Annotated in this window: 13 protein-coding genes; all 13 read right to left on the bottom strand. The window is 33.7% G+C overall.

Features of this window, described 5'->3' with window-relative positions; all coding sequences use genetic code 11:
- Position 1: 1 nt before the first annotated feature.
- Positions 2-1144 (bottom strand): non-hydrolyzing UDP-N-acetylglucosamine 2-epimerase, encoded by a 1143-nt coding sequence (wecB, locus tag BUC23_RS11585; protein ID WP_073209594.1) that lies wholly within the window; start codon positions 1142-1144, stop codon positions 2-4.
- Positions 1145-1182: 38 nt separating this feature from the next.
- On the bottom strand, positions 1183-2301 hold the full coding sequence (locus BUC23_RS11580) for a polysaccharide biosynthesis C-terminal domain-containing protein (RefSeq protein ID WP_073209588.1): 1119 nt from the start codon (positions 2299-2301) through the stop codon (positions 1183-1185).
- 9 nt (positions 2302-2310) lie between these two features.
- Positions 2311-2727 carry a cupin domain-containing protein gene (locus tag BUC23_RS11575; RefSeq protein WP_073209586.1) on the bottom strand — a complete coding sequence of 139 codons (417 nt, stop codon included), beginning with the start codon at positions 2725-2727 and terminating at the stop codon, positions 2311-2313.
- Between the two features lie 77 nt (positions 2728-2804).
- Positions 2805-3836 carry a polysaccharide biosynthesis protein gene (locus BUC23_RS11570; protein WP_073209584.1) on the bottom strand — a complete coding sequence of 344 codons (1032 nt, stop codon included), beginning with the start codon at positions 3834-3836 and terminating at the stop codon, positions 2805-2807.
- Positions 3823-5028: a hypothetical protein gene (locus BUC23_RS11565; RefSeq protein ID WP_139259849.1), complete on the bottom strand. Its 1206-nt coding sequence runs from the start codon at positions 5026-5028 to the stop codon at positions 3823-3825. The genes BUC23_RS11570 and BUC23_RS11565 overlap by 14 nt, the downstream gene beginning before the upstream one ends.
- Positions 5029-5059: 31 nt before the next feature.
- Positions 5060-6256: a glycosyltransferase gene (locus BUC23_RS11560; RefSeq protein WP_167365579.1), complete on the bottom strand. Its 1197-nt coding sequence runs from the start codon at positions 6254-6256 to the stop codon at positions 5060-5062.
- A 50-nt stretch (positions 6257-6306) separates the two neighbouring features.
- A complete protein-coding gene (locus BUC23_RS11555; RefSeq protein WP_073209579.1) occupies positions 6307-7617 on the bottom strand; it encodes an O-antigen translocase in 1311 nt (436 codons plus the stop codon).
- Positions 7610-8740 (bottom strand): dTDP-4-amino-4,6-dideoxygalactose transaminase, encoded by a 1131-nt coding sequence (gene rffA / locus BUC23_RS11550; RefSeq protein WP_208609315.1) that lies wholly within the window; start codon positions 8738-8740, stop codon positions 7610-7612. Before rffA ends, BUC23_RS11555 begins: the two co-directional genes overlap by 8 nt.
- The gene (locus BUC23_RS11545; RefSeq protein ID WP_073209577.1) at positions 8728-9423 is read right to left on the bottom strand and encodes a GNAT family N-acetyltransferase; all 696 of its coding nucleotides are present in this window, start codon (positions 9421-9423) and stop codon (positions 8728-8730) included. Before BUC23_RS11545 ends, rffA begins: the two co-directional genes overlap by 13 nt.
- Positions 9424-9468: 45 nt before the next feature.
- A complete protein-coding gene (locus tag BUC23_RS11540) occupies positions 9469-10530 on the bottom strand; it encodes a lipopolysaccharide biosynthesis protein (RefSeq protein WP_073209778.1) in 1062 nt (353 codons plus the stop codon).
- A 307-nt stretch (positions 10531-10837) separates the two neighbouring features.
- Positions 10838-13264 (bottom strand): SLBB domain-containing protein, encoded by a 2427-nt coding sequence (locus BUC23_RS11535; protein WP_073209576.1) that lies wholly within the window; start codon positions 13262-13264, stop codon positions 10838-10840.
- Positions 13265-14191: 927 nt separating this feature from the next.
- Entirely contained in the window at positions 14192-16573 is a 2382-nt protein-coding gene (locus tag BUC23_RS11530) for a GumC family protein (protein WP_073209574.1), read from the bottom strand.
- A 7-nt stretch (positions 16574-16580) separates the two neighbouring features.
- Positions 16581-17375: a polysaccharide biosynthesis/export family protein gene (locus tag BUC23_RS11525; protein ID WP_073209572.1), complete on the bottom strand. Its 795-nt coding sequence runs from the start codon at positions 17373-17375 to the stop codon at positions 16581-16583.
- Positions 17376-17541: the final 166 nt, after the last annotated feature.

Below are 17541 nucleotides of genomic sequence, written 5' to 3'. Positions count from 1 at the left end.
ATTAATTGTATTCACTCCAAACGGTTCTTTTCACATAATCAGTATAACTTAAAATGATACGAACCATTTTATCGGAAACATTGGGCATGGAATAATCAGCTACAGATCTGAAGTTTCTTTCTTTTCCTCTTTTTTGTGTTTGTAATTGCACCAATCCCTGCATGATCCTTTCCGGATTCAATCCCACCATCATAACCGCTGCCTCTTCCATCGCCTCCGGGCGCTCATGGGCATCACGTATATTTAGGGCTGGAAAGTTTAACGTAGAGGATTCTTCCGAAATGGTCCCACTATCAGACAGTACAGCAAAAGACCTCATCTGCAGGGCATTATAATCATTAAATCCCATTGGTTTCAAGAATTGGACTTCTGGTCGCATTGCAATTTGTTTCAAATCAATCATATTGCGAGTTCGTGGATGCGTACTTACAATAATTGGATATCCATATTTTTCGGCAATAAAATTCAGGCTTTCCATCAACCCTTTGAAATTCTTATTACTATTGATGTTTTCTTCTCGATGTGCTGAAACAACAAAATATTTATTTTCTTCAAGCTTTAATTTATTCAAAACATCTGCGGCTTCGATTTCCGGCAAATAATGATGTAATACTTCAAACATTGGAGAACCTGTTTTAATAATGCGATCCGCCGGTAATCCTTCACGAAGCAAGTATTCTCTTGCAATATCACTATAGGTTAAATTAATATCCGATACGTGATCCACTATCTTACGGTTGGTTTCCTCTGGGACCCTTTGATCAAAACAACGATTTCCCGCTTCCATGTGAAAGATTGGAATATGACGTTTCTTTGCTGGAATGGCACACAAACAACTATTGGTATCGCCTAACACCAAAAAAGCATCTGGTTTTTCGCTTTCCAACAAAGGATCTATTTTAATCAATATTTGACCTACTGTCTCGGTAGCTGTTGCACCGGCTGCATTTAGGAAAAAATCAGGCTTACGAATTTTTAAATCGTCAAAAAAAATCTGATTCAACTCATAATCATAATTCTGACCAGTGTGCACTATAATATGCTCGATAGCTTCCGAAGCATCCAAAGCTGCCATTACTCTTGATAACCTTATAATCTCGGGACGAGTGCCCACTACCGTCATTACTTTTAGTTGTGCTTTCATTTTGTGTTTTATCTCAAAAAAATTATTTTTTATCGCTATTATACGTTTTCAAAAAATGTATCGGGATCATTTGGATCGTAAAACTCATTGATCCAAAAATTGGTGTACAATACCTCTTCTCCAATATTTTTAATATTATGGGTATACCAGATTGGCATATCAACATAAGCAGGTTCCTTTCCATCTAAATAAAAATTAAATACCTGGTCAGTGCCTATGCGGCGCAGTTGAATTAAAGCCTTCCCTTTAATGACTGCAAAACGTTCTACTTTTCGGGTATGAAAATGATTTCCTCTTGTAATACCGGGCACTGTGGTAGAGAATGACACCTGTCCTCCACTTCCTAAACGGATTATTTCAACAAAGGAGCCTCTCGGATCGGTGTGTTCTACAAATTTTACCGGAAAGTGAGTTGCAATGTCCATGTAGCAACGAAACGTATTGAATAAATTCAATTCAAATGTAGAGCCTATGGAAGGAATGATACCATTAACCTGATATTGTGACTTATACAACTCCAGTAAAGCTAATAATTTAGAAACTTTTGATTTTGAGGTAAAAGGAATTTCAACATCTGTGTTCCCTTTCCCTGCCCTAATTTCAGAAAGAATAGCATCAACTAATTCACCTATATAAATCAATTTTACATCGCCATCCACTTCAATAACTGGCGTTTCATTATGAGACAATTTATGACAAAAAGTAGCAACAACAGAATTATAATTTGCTTGCCCAAATGGCCCAAAGACATTAGGAATAAGCATTCCTGTGAATTTTCCATCTGTTTTTTTTGACCAATTTTTTATTAACTCACGGCCTTCCTTTTTAGATTTTCCGTATAAATTATCTCTTTCTTCTTGAGTAGAAGAGGAAAATAAAACATGTGCTTTACTGCTGGTTTGTTCTAATGACTGAATCAGTTTTTTAACCAATCCAATATTGGTATCATAAATCACTTGGGGATCCTCATGCCGATTCATGGCAGCCAAATGAACAATTACATCACATTGCTTAACAAAAGTATTTAATTGATCCTCGTCTGAAAAATATTCTTTTTTAAAATCGATTCTTTGAAATTCTAACGGAAACAATCCCAATGTATTAAATAAATGGGTCCCTACAAATCCCGCCTGTCCTGTAATTCCTATTTTTAACATAACCTCTTTTTATACTTTAAAATAATTGCCGTCAAATCGATATTCATCTTTAATTTCTCCTAAAAGATAATCCGTCATTACCAATAATTTAGAACCTTCCTCTATACATTCAATACTACTTACATATCCACGAGGTACATGAAGTATGTCCAGTTTTCCAGCACTTAAAATAAAAGTAAAAACAATCGAATCTTTAGATGGCAAATCCCAATTATCTATTTGAATCAACTGAATCCGCAAAGAACCGGAAACTGCTGAAAACCATCTTTGTTCTATTTTATGTCCCTGCCATGCCCTGGTATAATCGACGTTTTTATTTTCAATAATATAAATTCTTTTTATGACTGCTGCATTAAAATCATTGTTATAAAACAAAGAGCCTCTATGATCTTTATAACATTCTCCATCTATAATTTTTGGCCCCATGGTATCTTTTCGATTAGTGAATGGTAACGATATACGTATAACTGCTGAAAACTAAAAAACGAATTACCCAACCGTTCCTAACCTGGCATTTGAGCAACATCCTCTCCAAAAACTTCTTTCCGTATCAAAGGTAAAGTCGATAACAATTTTTTCATACCCACTACGTCTTGCTGTACGGTATTATGAGAATGATAGTCTTCAATAAGCGACACATCTTGTTCTCCTTCTGAGAAATATTGCGCATAATTCAAATCGCGATTATCTGCTGGTATGCGATAAAAATCCCCCATATCCTCGGCCTTCACCATTTCTTCACGGGTACACAGTGTTTCATATAACTTTTCGCCATGACGTGTTCCTATTATTTTTATTTCATTATCAGCATTACATAATTCTTTTAAAGCTTGAGCCAAATCTCCAATAGTTCCGGCTGGTGCTTTATTGACAAATAAATCTCCAGCATTGCCATGCTCAAACGCGAACAACACCAATTCGACAGCTTCATCCAAGGACATAAGGAAACGGGTCATATTTGGATCTGTAATAGTAATGTTTTTTCCATCCTGAATTTGTTTTAGAAACAAAGGAATTACGGAACCTCTGGATGCCATTACATTACCATATCGTGTTAGACAAACCACAGTATCAGTTAAATTTCTGGAAGCGGCAACCGCTACTTTTTCCATCAAAGCTTTGGAAATCCCCATAGCATTAATAGGATATGCGGCTTTGTCCGTACTTAAGCAAATTACTTTTTTTACTTTATTGGCTGCCGCGGCATCAATTACATTTTGGGTTCCAAAGACATTCGTTTTCGTTGCTTCAATTGGAAAAAACTCGCAAGAAGGCACCTGCTTCAATGCAGCAGCATGAAAAACGTAATCTACACCACGCATAGCGCGTTCCACACTATTGTAATCTCGTACATCACCAATATAAAACTTAAGCTTATCGTTTTTTAATTGATTCCGCATATCGTCTTGCTTTTTCTCGTCACGAGAAAAAATACGAATCTCTTTAAAATGATTGGAATGAAGGAAACGGTTCAAAACCGCATTACCAAATGAGCCTGTCCCTCCAGTGATCATTAATGTTTTATTTTTTAACATACAAAATTGAAGATTTATTTGAAAGTACTAGTGTCGCACAAATTAAAAATATAAATATTATGTTAGCTCTATTCGCTGTTATTACGGGACCTCCCATACTTGATAAAAAAACATAAACGATTAAAATTAAAAGAAATTTAGCTGGCTCTTTTGCATTTTTAATCAAAGCGATAATTAGTCCATAAGAAAGAAATAATAAATAGCCCAAAAGAGAAAAAACACCACCCTGATAAGCAAACTCTAAAAAACCATTATCTAATGGAAGATGAGTACCTAAACCAAAACCCATAAAAAAACCTTCGTTTAAGAACTTATTAAAAAGCAACTCAACATCCGTAATTCCGGAACCGCCAAATCTACCGGCAGTAATGGCACTTGCTAATCCATCGGATTCATATAGGCTTAAAAGAGAATTTAAATAACTGCCAAAATCAAAAATCAAAAATAAAAAAATAAAAGTTGTTACCCCCAAAAAAAACAAGATAATTGATAAATATTTTTTAAAGGACCATTTAGATAATTGACCATACAGAAAAAAAGACATAACCACACCCAGTAAATAAAAATTCTTTGATAATGATATAGACCCCGCAACAAAAATCACTATAAATGCCACATAAAAATACCAAGTCTTCATTGAGTATGTTGTTTTCAAAAATATTAAAGAGAAAAGTGACCCCGTAAAAAAAATTCCGGCTTCAAGTGGTTGGGAAAAAATTCCAGTATATCTTCCAAGAGAAAATACTTGTTTCCACAAACTCTCTTCTCCTTGCATATCAGCGATAAAAAATCTCAAAATGAATTCAAGATCTACAAAAATGGTCAGAATAGATATTATCCCTGCAAAAATGGAAATTGCAACTATTAAATTCAATAATATCTTAAAATCTTTTTCCGTAAATGACCTGTTCAAAAAGTAGGAAAAAATAAAAATTAACAATACAGGTTCTAAAAGATTATCTATATTAGAAAATATACTGGCCTCTCGAATTTTAGGACCTGTTATTAAATCAAAAAATAGGGTGATTAGCAGCGAAAATAATAAGGGCAGCAAAGAATATAATAGGGTCTTATTTAATGATGATTTTAAAAAAAACAGAACTAAAATCGGAACAAAAAAACCATATATAAACAGATGCTCCGCTCGCAACCCCAATCCAATATAAGGACCTAGTGAGGAAACAATAATCATACCTAATACTAATGTCGAACGCCTCATCTAGTTAACCTTGATTCCTTCTAAATTTAAACCTGCTATCAATTTTTAAAACATCCAAAATTCCTATAAAAAGAAAAGAAAGAAACAATCTTGCAAGTGCGGTTCTACTAATAAATCCCAATTCTTCACTGTTTTTCATTGCATTTATTTCATCAAATCCATTAATTGTGTTAGAAATATCGAATTTTTTCACACCTGCTTTACAAAGTGCTCCCACTCGTTCTCTTTCACTGTCACCACCCTGAAATAAATTATTTAATAGCGATTTAAATTCGAATGTTTTTTTATTCGGAACATATTCGTTGTAATCAAATCCGTCAATGTCAGAAACAAAGCCGTAAGAAACCGCCAATTCACATGATTCTATACCTGTTATTGATGGCACACCTATATTTGCCGCTTCCAAAACAGCAGTTCCATTGCCAATAAAAACATGTGCTTTAGAGACAATCTCATCAAATTTATTATAATCCAAAATGCCTTTTAAAATTACATAATTACTCAAATTTAGCGAGGTGATTAAATCTTTGATTTTGTTTAATTCCTCTCCAGCTCCGTAAATATGATATTGAATATCTGGATACATTTTTAGAATCTCTGGCAATATGCCTATAATATGTTTGTTATAAGTCTTAAATCCAACTAAATTACCAACAGAAATGATCAACTGAGGAGTGTACTCTTTTTGTGTCACTAATTCCTTTTTTAAAGGAATACCTATTGGAAGCAATGGAGCATCTAAAAAAACCTCATTAAAATAATCCCCGTAAGCTAACCTCATAGAATTATTAAAAAAAATTAAATAATTATAATTTAATTTAGAAATCTCATCAAATATCCACTTGTTAAAAAACCCTTTAATGGATTTATACATAAACTCATTTTGATGATAAACCCCTACTGTTATTTTCACTGCAGGTATTATTTTTTGAATTCGCTTAGCTAAAATAAATCCAAAAATACCCATAACATGGATAGTATTCTCATTACCTACAAGCTGTTTTATTTTTTCATTTTTTAAATTAATAATAAAAGGGAACAGCTGCGATTTTGAGAAGTACGAGAAAAAATTGGAAGTAAAATCTTTAATAAAAAAAACATCTGCATACTTAGTTAAATCATTCAGATGTTCCGCTGAAAAATTATCATACAAAACGATAATTTTTATTTTTTTGCTTCTTTGCTGATATTCTCTAGCCATTCTTACTAGAAAAGTAGTCCCTCCGTTTGGCACCAGTGTATTTGCAATTACTACCATAAATTAAACTTTCTTTCAAAAAAATTCGTTTTCAAAAAAATATATAAAATCACTAACGAAAAAATTAAGTATATAAAGTAAGTAAGCGCGTAGGCAAATGTCACTCCAATTGGTCCGTAACTATCAATAAAAAAATAAGAAAACAGTACTAAACAAAGTGATTGAAAAATTTCCGCAAAAATATAAACCAATGTCAATCCTTTAGCTGCAGCTACAAAAATAATTGTGTATGCCGCAACTTTGAATATATCCCCTATTAATTGAAAAGTAAAAAAATCATCAATCCCTAAGAAAGAATGGGAATACAAGATTAAAATTATGTACTTTTTAAAAGTAAAAATACAAATGCTTATTAAAATTGTAATTGGAACAATAAATGTAAGTGTTTTAAAAACCTCATTTTTTATTAGCGCTTTCGATTGTAATTCCGCCAACTTTGGAAAAAAATAATTAGCCAAAATTATTGTTATAAATTGTAAATAGGCATCCGAAATCTTCATTACTCCTTGCCATTTCCCTACGGAATCCCAACCAAACTTAGTTCCTATTAAATTCCTTATAAGGATTTGAGCGATGGGTAATGTAGATACAGTAACTAAAAGCATTAATGTATATTTAAAAAGTAATTTTGATTTATTTTTATAAAAAAAAGGTTTAAAACTTAAGGTCTTATAATAACTTTTATTGACAAGAAAAAAAATACAAAAAAAGCTGGAAAAGAAACCAAATAGCACTTGACCAATCATTAGCAATGAAATATCTTTGCTAATAGATAGAAAATAGACAAATACTAAACCAACAATAGAACCAAGAATTGAGCTTATTGCAAAACTTTTTACTTCTCTATAACCATTAATTACAGATTGAAAGAAATTATTAAATCCAATAAAAAACTGTACAATTGCAAGAATAATAATTATATGGGAATATTTACTGGATTGAAATAAATAAATAGATAAATTTTTTGAGAATACAATTAGTAAAGAGCCAATAACTAAGCCAAATATTAATATTATAAAAGTTGATGTTTTAAGAATTAAATTTAATTCTTTTATATCAGAATTTCTATGCTCAGATACGTATTTCATAACTCCATTAGATATCCCACCGCCAGCAAAAACTAGCAAAATATTCATTAAAGATTGAAATTGACTGATTACACCAAAACCATTTAAACCAACACTTAGCACAATTAGCTTTGCGATTACTAGTCCCGACAGTAATTTGATAAAAGTTGAAGTACCAAATATTAGTCCTGTTTTAACAATTTCGCTTTTGAATTGTTCTTTTATTACTTTAATCAAAACTCACTAAAATTTTAATTATTGAATCTAACTGATCTTGAGTCAATTCAAAATAAAGAGGTAGTCTTAATAGACAGTTTGTATAGCGATCTGAATTCGGAAGCTCTTCTCCATCGTACTTGTCCATATAATATGGGCTGGCATGCAAACTTAAATAATGAAATACGGATAAGATTTGCTTGTCTTTTAGCTTTGCTATAATAGCACTTCTTTGCTCTACAGAGCTACAGACGATATAAAACATATGTCCATTATTAGTGGCATAATCCGGAATAGTGGGCAATTTTATATTTTTTTCTACAGCCCAGTTTTTCAATCCGGTATAATATGTTTCCCAAATCTTCTTCCTTTGAATTTGTATTTTCTCTAATTTCTCCAATTGAGCCCATAAAAAAGCTGCAATAATTTCAGAAGGCAAAAAAGAGCTACCAGTATCGACCCACCCATATTTATTTACTTCGCCTCTAAAAAAAGAAGCTCTGTTGGTGCCTTTTTCCCAAATAACTTCTGCCCGTTCAACAAAACGTTTATCATTAATGGTTAACATCCCTCCCTCACCTGAGATAATGTTTTTAGTCTCATGAAATGAAAAGGCCGCCATATGTCCTATACTACCTAATGGCTTTCCTTTGTAAAAGGAATCAATAGCCTGAGCTGCGTCTTCAATTACTAACAAATTATATTTAGCAGCAAGATCCATTATAGCGTCCATATCGCAGGCAACTCCAGCATAATGCACAGGCACTATAGCTTTGGTTTTTCCTGTTATCAAAGCCTCTAATTTGGCTACGTCAATGTTTGGCGTTACCGTTTCACTATCAGCAAAAATTATTTTAGCACCTTGTCTTATAAAAGGAAGCGCAGTTGATACAAATGTGTAAGAAGGGACAATAACTTCATCTCCTTCTTTAATATCTGCCAGAATTGCTGCCATCTCAAGTGCATCGGTGCAAGAAGTCGTTAATAAACATTTTTTAAACTGATACATTTCTTCAAAGAAATTCTGGCATTTTTTAGTAAAAATTCCATTACCCGAAATCTTTCCTGAATTTACGGCTTCTAGTATATAAGTCGTTTCCTTTCCTGTTAAATAAGGCTTATTAAATGGTATTATGGATTCCATAAATGATATATATTAGTAATTTCTTTTATTTTAAAATTAGCCGACTGATACAACTTCATTGCGGCTACATTATTCATTTGGGTAACAACCTGAATTTCTGTAAATCCAGCTATTTTTGACCTTAAAATGCCCTCTTGAATTAATTGTTTACCAACACCTAACCCTCTTGAGTTCTTTGACACTGCAACAAGTCCAATATCAGCTAATAAACTATTTTTTTTATTTAATGTCGCAAATCCTATTATTGCATTATTTCTGATAGCAATAATTATATCGAAAGTTGCAGCATCGTTTACAGCGTTTTCAATCCATCGCGTATATAACTTCTCATACTCCTGATTTCTAAAATTTTTATCTATGTAAAATCTCGAATATATTCCGCTTTCAAGTGCTAGCTCCTTTAATTCGGCAAAACAATGCTTCTTAGAATTAAAAGATTGTATCAGTACATTATCTTCTGCTACAATTTCAGTACAAACTTGAGATAAGACTACTTTTGTGTCCACCAGAGTTATATTTGGTAAGCTAATACTCTGTTTTGAAAAAAGATATATCAGTTTAAACTCCTTTGTTCTCTCAATAAAATCATTCAAACCAAAAATAGCAGTATCATTTGCAACTATTTTTCCAACTTCATACCCAAAAAATGAGGAGTCCCATTCTAAACGTTCTATTCTAGACATTATTTCTTTATTAGATTTTGATTAAGAGTACACATTTGATAAAAATCATAATCCCTTCAAAATTTTTCTAAAAATCAATGCTATAACTGCGACAAAAAGAGCCAAGAACCCACCCAAAACAATGCCTTTGACTTTCCCAAATTTCTCTTTCTTCAAGGGCAAAATAGGCCGGTCAATCACCTGAATTAATGGCGTTTCTTTTCGCAAAGTCACTTTTGCCATTTCAGTCTGCTTTACTAATTCAGTTAATATTGCAGTATTCGCTTGCACATCTACTTGTCTTCTGGCCGAAGGGGCACGGCGAACATTGAGTGCAGGGTTTAGCATAAAGGTATTATCATTGGCAACAGCTACTCCTGTAATGGCTCCATTGAGTTCCCTTCGAATAGAATCAGTTTGACGTTCGAGTATATCCATATTCATACGTGCCTTTTTACTTTTAGAAGTAACATAAAAATTGGATACTTCCTTAACAAGTGCTTCTGTAAAATATTTAGCAAACAATTCATTGGTTGAAGACACATCAATAGTTATGATAGCTATTTTCTTGTCTTTTTGTCCAACGGACAATCCATTTTTTGACAAATCCTCATAAATCACACCCAAAATACTGTCATGCACCCTGCTAAGGTATTTGCGTTTCACATTAGGCAGAAATTGAATGTCTTTGAATTTAGGATTAGCGCTCCATTTATCCCTCCATCCTTTATTCTGGATATACATTTCGGCCAAAGAAATACTTTTGTCGTTAGAAGCAACAGGACTTAATAAAGTTTGTTCGACCATGCTACGGGACTTAAACAACTCCGTCAAATTAGAACCGGTAAAAATACTACCGCCACCACCTCCGAGATCAAGCCCAAACTGACTTGCTAAACCTAAAGCGCCTCCTAGTCCACCGCCGGATTTTTCATCTTCAAGAGCAAACGATAAGGTAGCTGTGTAAATTGGCTTCTTACTATAGGAATAGTATAATCCTAAGCTGGCTCCTACAATCCCTGCCAATAGTATAACTTTCCATTGCGAAACTAAATAGGAGAACCATTCTCTGGCTTTTTCAAGCAATTCTTTTAAAGAGATTTCGTCGTTAGGTATTTCTTTATTCATTGTATCAAGATTTTTCGCTTGTATTTTATTTAATTGTATTGAAATGTATATTATAAATGACGTCGACAAAAGGCTGTTATCTGTTTTCATTGGTCTCCCTTTAGGGTGGAGCTAAAACAAATTAAATCTGCTATCTGAGACTCTTCACTAAACACTGAAACTGATCACTGAATACTGACCACTGATCACTGAATACTGATCACTGAATACTTAACACTGACCACTGAATACTGACCACTGAATACTGATCACTGACCACTGAATACTGAATACTGACCACTGATCACTGAACACTGACCACTGAACACTACCTCAATATCGCAATAATAACTCCAGCCAAACTCGCCAATACTCCAGCTATACTCACAAATTCACCTGTACTCATCTTTTTGACTTCTGGTTTTTCAGGAACAATGATCTGAGATCCCGGAGTCACTTTAGGATAGGATCGTATAAATAAGAACGTGTGTGCTACTGCCGCTTTCCCGTTAGGATAAATAATATACGCCTTCTTTTTCCAGCCTTTATTATCTATACCTCCAACAGAACCTATATAATATCTAAACCCTTTCCCTTTTTGATAAGGTATCTCAGAAGTCAACAATACATTACCGGTAACTTTTACACCTTCATTAAAAGCCGCCACTTCAATTTCATCTCCGGGAAACAATGTTACATTGGTATTGCTTTTCGGGTTTTTAACAATCGATTTCCAATCTACGGGTATGGTGGCAAATTTTAAATCTTCTTTTAATTTTTTGGTCAGTTTTTTTTGTATACTATCCTTTTTACCCAAATTCAAATCAACACTTTCTACCGCTTCAATTTGTTTGCCTTGTATCGGTCTTTTGATTCTAACTCCCTCTATATTGGCTAATGATGTCAGACCACCGGCTCTTTCCACAATATCATAGACTCTGTCTTTTTTCGATGCCAAAACATATTTTCCGGCATAATTAACAGCACCGCTTATGGTTACCATCTCTGGCTTTTTATAAACTGCCATTTTACGAATATTCACTACATCAAAAGGCTTCAAATCAAAGTTTTTCAACTGTTCGTTGTTATCAGCCGTAATTTCGATATTAAACAATTCCGCTTTATTAGGATTGGCATCATCAATTGTTTCCGACTGAATCATTCTTGCTATCTCCACTCTTTTAGAAGCAGATCCTGTTAATCCGCCAGCTTGAACCAATAAGTCATTTAAGGTTAAGTTTTCATGATAGTCATAAATTCCCGGCTTTTTAATCTCGCCATCAATGGTTATTTTATATTCCTCAACAAAATCCAAAACAGAATATACCGTTACTATATCTTCCTTTTTCAAAGTAACATCGGCTTCAAGGTCTCCCTCCAATGCTTTAACCAAATTCACATTGACAATCTCCGTTGTCAAATCTGATTTTAATCGAATGATTCGAGCTCTGTTGCTATACGCATCTTCTTTTAACCCCTCCGCTTTTGCAATCAAATCGGAAACACGCATTCCTTCATAAAAAGAATAGGTATCAGGTCTGAAAACGGCACCGTCAATTTTGACACGATTTTCAAAACGGTTTAAAATTTTCGTTACTCTAAATACATCCCCGGAGGAAGGTCTATAAGTATTAAATTCTGCGAATTTGACATCACGGACTTTAAATTCTTTATCCGTTTTTTGCAACACGTTTACCGAAACTGTATAGGCAAATTCATTGAACCCTGAAGCAAAAGACAATAAATCTGCAAATGTCTCGCCTTTTTTCATTTCAAAAATACCAGGACGTTTAACCTGACCTTCAACGGTAACTCTTTGATTGTAGGCAGGAATTCGAATAACGTCATTATCCTTTAATCCCACATTATCCGCTTGGTCACCATTGACTAAAAAACGATAAATATCAACATTGCGATATACTTTATTATCCCTCAACAATTCAATATTTCTATAACTACCATTCTTTCCCGGTCCACCACCCAGAAATAAAGCATTATATACGGTTGCTAAGGAAGAAATCGAATAATTACCCGGTTGTTTACTGCCTATTATAGTAACTCGAATGGTTCTGATCCGACTCAGACTAATCCCCACTTGGGATTGTCCGGATGCAACAGTGCTGTACACTCTAGCAATGGCGCTTCTTATTTTCTGGGTTGCCGCTTCTATAGTCATTCCTGAAACGGGAATCTGGCCTACATACTGGATATTAACCTTACCTTCCATGGTTACCGGAATTGAGGCATTAAATTCCTGTACGCCATAAACACTAATTTGCAATTCATCACCTGGCCCCAATACATAATTTACCGGTGTGGCTAATTTCAAATTGGGTTCAAAATTTAAGGTAGGATTATCAAAAAGTTCCGAACCAAAAACCAAAGCATTAATTGAATCTTTTACTTTCGTATTGACAATCTTTTCTTGTTTTCGGGTAAGTTCTTCCGATTCCTCTTCCCCCTTCGAACCATCCTTTTCACCAACGACATCATTACTTTTTATTTGTCCCAAACGGATTTTTAATTTGGCAAATTCCGATGCTGGCATGCCTTTGGCCAAGACCATTGGTTCTGCTTGCTCAATAGTTAAATTATTAGTTTGCAATTGGCTTTTTATTTTCGCAATATCACTATCCGATAAATAATCTACTTTCAGCGTGCTCAAATCGGTACTTTTCAACAAATCTTGCGCCATAATTGTTGAGGAGTTAAAAAGCGCTATAAAAAACACAGCTAGAATAATTATTTTTCTCATATTTAATCAAAAATTTACAATTTACGTATCGTATTCTATTTCTATTTTCTAAAACAAACCTGAATAGTATGAACTTCACATAGCTTCGCTGCAGTAAGCCACATAATGGCTCACTGTTTTTTTTAAAACTGGTACAAAGCTAGAGTAAAATTATAGAAAAATCTATAGTTTCAGTAGGAAATATAAAACAAAAACGTCACTTATTTGGTTCCTAGTAGTGTACTATACAATTAACTTACTTTCCTGCTACAAAAGTAATCACAATTGCTTTTAAAATGACAAAAAAAACGTGAATTCTATAAGAAATAACAGCATTAAATAGAAAAAAGTTTACAAAATAAAAATATCCTGCAAACTTTTAAAATTATTTTATTTCAGGCAAGTAATCTTTTGAGTGTAATTTATAAATTTTAATCAAATCAAAAATTAAAACACGTAGACACGAAGATTTATACTACGAAGTAGCAAAAAAAAATAGTATCGCAATTATTAAAAAGAGTTTTTGCTACAGATTAGAAGGATTAAAAAAAATTAAAGCTACGTGACGGATTAATCTGCGCTAATCTGTGAAATCTGTGGCAAAGAAATTTATAGCTTTATTAAAATACAGCATTAAATTTTTGCCATACTTATCTAAAAAACAGATTAATTTAACGGACACAAACGCTTTGAAAAAATTAACATGAACACACTATTTAATAATAATAACCCGTTAGGTGCGATTATTTAAAAATTAAAAAGGTTGCTATTTTGTCATTCCGACATAGGAGGAATCACATTATAGATTCACAAAATGCGATTTCTCGTCCCTCAAAATGAACAAAATCAAGAAGTCTTAACTATACAATTTGTAACTTTTAATAATTAAATCCAATTGCAGCCAACGGGTTAATCAAAATAATTTGTGAAAATTCATAGCTAAAAGTATTAATTACGGATATTCAACACTGTTTTATACCACGGTTCTTTGACAATTTTTGCTCCATAGCCATAGCCATAACCATATCCTTTTGTGGAATCTGTATCATTTAGTAACAGACACATATTAGGCAGCTTTTGCTCTTTATACAGTGTATTTGGAATATTCAGCATACGCTTCTCTAAAAAATTAGCGCGTGCAACATAAATAAAACAATCGGCGTGCTTCGCAATCAATAAAGTATCCGTCACTAAACTTACCGGTGCAGTATCTACAATAATATAGTCGTACTGTGCTTTTAGGGTTGCAAAAAGTATATCAACTTTTTTGCTCATCAACAGCTCTGCAGGATTGGGTGGTATTATTCCTGCAGGAAGGATATGAAAATCCTCAAATCCATCATATTTAATAATCAGATCCTCCAGTTTTAAATCTTTGGAGGACAAATAATTGGTAACTCCTCTTTCCGGTAAAGTAAAATATTCGTCTAATCTTGGATTTCTGATATCCATACCTATTAACAATACTTTTTTTCCGGATAAGGCAAAAGTTGCGGCAAGATTAGCCGACACAAAGGTCTTTCCTTCTTTAGGGAAAGTAGATGTCAGAAATAGTGTTTTGGCTTGACCTTCTTCCGTTTTACTCAACATAAACTCCAGATTGGTTCTGATGATTCGCAAAGCTTCCGCAGAACTAGTCCTACTCTCCGATTTTATAATTTCCGAAGGATTCTCCGCGGTAGGTACATCCCCAATAAATGGGACAACCGTCTTTCCATCCAGGTCCATTCGACTCTTAATTTTAGTGTCTAATAAATCATCCGTGTAGATAATTCCAAAAGGAATAAGCAATCCTAGCAATAAGGCACCTAAATAGATGATATTTTTCTTAGGCGCAATCGGCATTTTTCCAGCCTTCGCAGAATCGATTACTCTGGCGTTAGGCTCGGTAGCCGACAAAGAAATAGCGGTTTCTTCTCTTTTTTGTAATAAATACAAATAGAGCTCTTCCTTCACTTTTTGCTGTCTGGCAATAACTCTAAACTGGCGCTCCTGAACTGGAATTTTTCCAATTTTAGCATTCAAAATCCCTTCATTACTATTTAAATCTCTTTTCTGAATGTTTAAACTGGATTGCAGGCGCAATAAACTTGTCGTCACGGTCGATTTCAAAGAAGCAATTTGCTGATCCATTTTAACCACGGAAGGATTGGCAGTAGTCGCCGATTTCAGGATTCGGTTTCGATCTAAAACCAGCTGATTGTACGAACTGATTAAACCCGAAGTATCTCCAGAACCTGCAATAATGTTACTGGGAAGTAAATCGGCATTGGTACTTTTTTTCATAAAGTCCAACATCGAGGATACAACATTTAACTGAATCTCAGTTTCTACGCCTTTTTTATCATATTCATTCGATCCCTCAATAAAAAGTTTCGCCTCTGATTCGATATCAGTCAGTTTATTCGCCTTCTTAAAACTTTCCACATCCTGCTCCACACCATCTAATTCCTGCGTTATTAAAGTCAATCGATTGGCAATAAATTTAGAAGTATTTTCAGATATAAAATTCTTGTCAGCTGCAGCATCTTCATTGTAAATTTGAATCAGATTATCTAAGAAAGCTTCTGATTTTTTTACTTTTGCATCCGTTATTGAAATGGTAACGACACTACTAGTTTTGCTTATCGGCTCTACTTTTAGTCGCTTTCTAAAACTATCTACCACATCTTCCAAGGGATTAATAACAATCCTAATTGTTTTCCCTTTATCTTTGAAATGACTTCTGTTAAACTTCGATTTATTAATTATTAAACGGCCGTACTGAGTAGGAATTTCCTCCCCATAGCGAAACATTTTTTTATCGCTAAGAATTACTTTAGTCGAACCATCCAGTATTTCATTATCTAATTCAAATGTATTGGCTGTCAATTCTGAAAAATTAAAGTCAATTGTATTTTGGTAAAATTCATTCGTTTTATCGACAAAATAGACTTCAATGGGTGTTTCCTCATAAATTTCTTTATCTACAATTTTACCGCTTACGGTAAAAAAGGTATTTAAATTTAGCTTTTTTACTGTACTTTCTACCAAAGTTCTGGATTTCAAAATTTCAATTTCATTATCCACATTGCTTTTCAGACCACCGCCCATACCCAAATCAGCAAAAGCAGACAATTCAGAAAGCATACCGCCTTTCTTTTCATCTTTTACCAATATCGTAGTGGAAGCTTCGTATTGCGGAATCGTATAACGTAAATACAAAAAAGCCAAAAGTAAGCAAACACTAACCCCTAAAGCAAACCATTTCCAGTGTATAGAGTATTTGTTTAAAAATTCTTTAAATTGAAAATCGTTCTCGAAATCTTCGTCAAAGTGGTTGTTATCCATGCAAATTTTATTTGGTAGTAGTAATTAGTAAGGTAATCAAAGTGATCAATAAAGAAGAAATAGAAATAATAACTCCGGTATTCGGACCTATTGCTGCACCATTTATTTTATTTTTATTCGGCTCTACATAAACCACATCATTTTGCGCCAAGTAATAAAAAGGGGAATTAATAAAATCTGCTGTAGTAATATCAACCCTGTTATAGGATTTTACTCCGTCAATTTCTCGAATAACCAATATATTATTTCTTTTGCCGTAAATCGTCAAATCCTTTGCCATCGTTAACGCTTCAATCAAAGTAATTCGATCGGAAGCTACTGGGTAGGTACCCGGTAAATTCACTTCCCCTTGTACCGAAACTTTAAAATTCATGACACGAAGGTTAATCATTGGGTTTTTAATATAAACCGCTATTTTTTGTTGCAACAGTTGAAGTACTTCAGAGCGTGACATACCACTTACTTTCAATCTCCCTAAAACAGGAAATTCAAGAAAGCCATTGGCATCTGTCAGATACAATTGCATCGTTTCTTGTCCTCGAATAATATCCTGTTTACCGGGATTCACCATGCTGACTGATTTCAAATTAAAGGGCATCGCAATTTCCGGATCTTCAGCAGAAACAATAATCATCAACAAATCATCGGGTTGTATTTTTATTTCATAGGAAGCAGACTTTTCTGCAGGAGCCATTCCATCAATACCCTGATAGTAGACGATATCCTTTCGGGAAGCACAAGAAAAAAGGAACAATATCAAAAACAACGGAATTGTTTTTTGTACTAAAGAAAAGTATTTCATATGCTTTTAATTTTTAAAAGTTGCAAATATAGGTATTAAAAAATGTATTAAGTTAAAAAAACAACACAACCAGTGAATTCACTTTTAAAAACCGAACCGTAAAAATTGCCGGTTTTAGAATTTGGAATTTGTCATAACTCTGAATAAATACAAAAGCACCGACAAA

The organism is Flavobacterium xinjiangense (assembly GCF_900142885.1).
Taxonomy (GTDB): Bacteria; Bacteroidota; Bacteroidia; order Flavobacteriales; family Flavobacteriaceae; genus Flavobacterium; species Flavobacterium xinjiangense.
Note: the sequence above shows the minus strand (reverse complement) of the source record. Positions and strands in the feature narration are given on the sequence as shown.

What these genes read in the sequence shown, in the direction of transcription:
- BUC23_RS11540 (WP_073209778.1), bottom strand. Translation starts at nt 10,530, where the DNA reads ATGAATAAAGAAATACCTAACGACGAAATCTCTTTAAAAGAATTGCTT.
- wecB (WP_073209594.1), bottom strand. Translation starts at nt 1,144, where the DNA reads ATGAAAGCACAACTAAAAGTAATGACGGTAGTGGGCACTCGTCCCGAG.
- BUC23_RS11565 (WP_139259849.1), bottom strand. Translation starts at nt 5,028, where the DNA reads ATGATTATTGTTTCCTCACTAGGTCCTTATATTGGATTGGGGTTGCGA.
- BUC23_RS11530 (WP_073209574.1), bottom strand. Translation starts at nt 16,573, where the DNA reads ATGGATAACAACCACTTTGACGAAGATTTCGAGAACGATTTTCAATTT.
- BUC23_RS11545 (WP_073209577.1), bottom strand. Translation starts at nt 9,423, where the DNA reads ATGTCTAGAATAGAACGTTTAGAATGGGACTCCTCATTTTTTGGGTAT.
- BUC23_RS11570 (WP_073209584.1), bottom strand. Translation starts at nt 3,836, where the DNA reads ATGTTAAAAAATAAAACATTAATGATCACTGGAGGGACAGGCTCATTT.
- rffA (WP_208609315.1), bottom strand. Translation starts at nt 8,740, where the DNA reads ATGGAATCCATAATACCATTTAATAAGCCTTATTTAACAGGAAAGGAA.
- BUC23_RS11580 (WP_073209588.1), bottom strand. Translation starts at nt 2,301, where the DNA reads ATGTTAAAAATAGGAATTACAGGACAGGCGGGATTTGTAGGGACCCAT.
- BUC23_RS11560 (WP_167365579.1), bottom strand. Translation starts at nt 6,256, where the DNA reads ATGGCTAGAGAATATCAGCAAAGAAGCAAAAAAATAAAAATTATCGTT.
- BUC23_RS11535 (WP_073209576.1), bottom strand. Translation starts at nt 13,264, where the DNA reads ATGAGAAAAATAATTATTCTAGCTGTGTTTTTTATAGCGCTTTTTAAC.
- BUC23_RS11525 (WP_073209572.1), bottom strand. Translation starts at nt 17,375, where the DNA reads ATGAAATACTTTTCTTTAGTACAAAAAACAATTCCGTTGTTTTTGATA.
- BUC23_RS11575 (WP_073209586.1), bottom strand. Translation starts at nt 2,727, where the DNA reads ATGGGGCCAAAAATTATAGATGGAGAATGTTATAAAGATCATAGAGGC.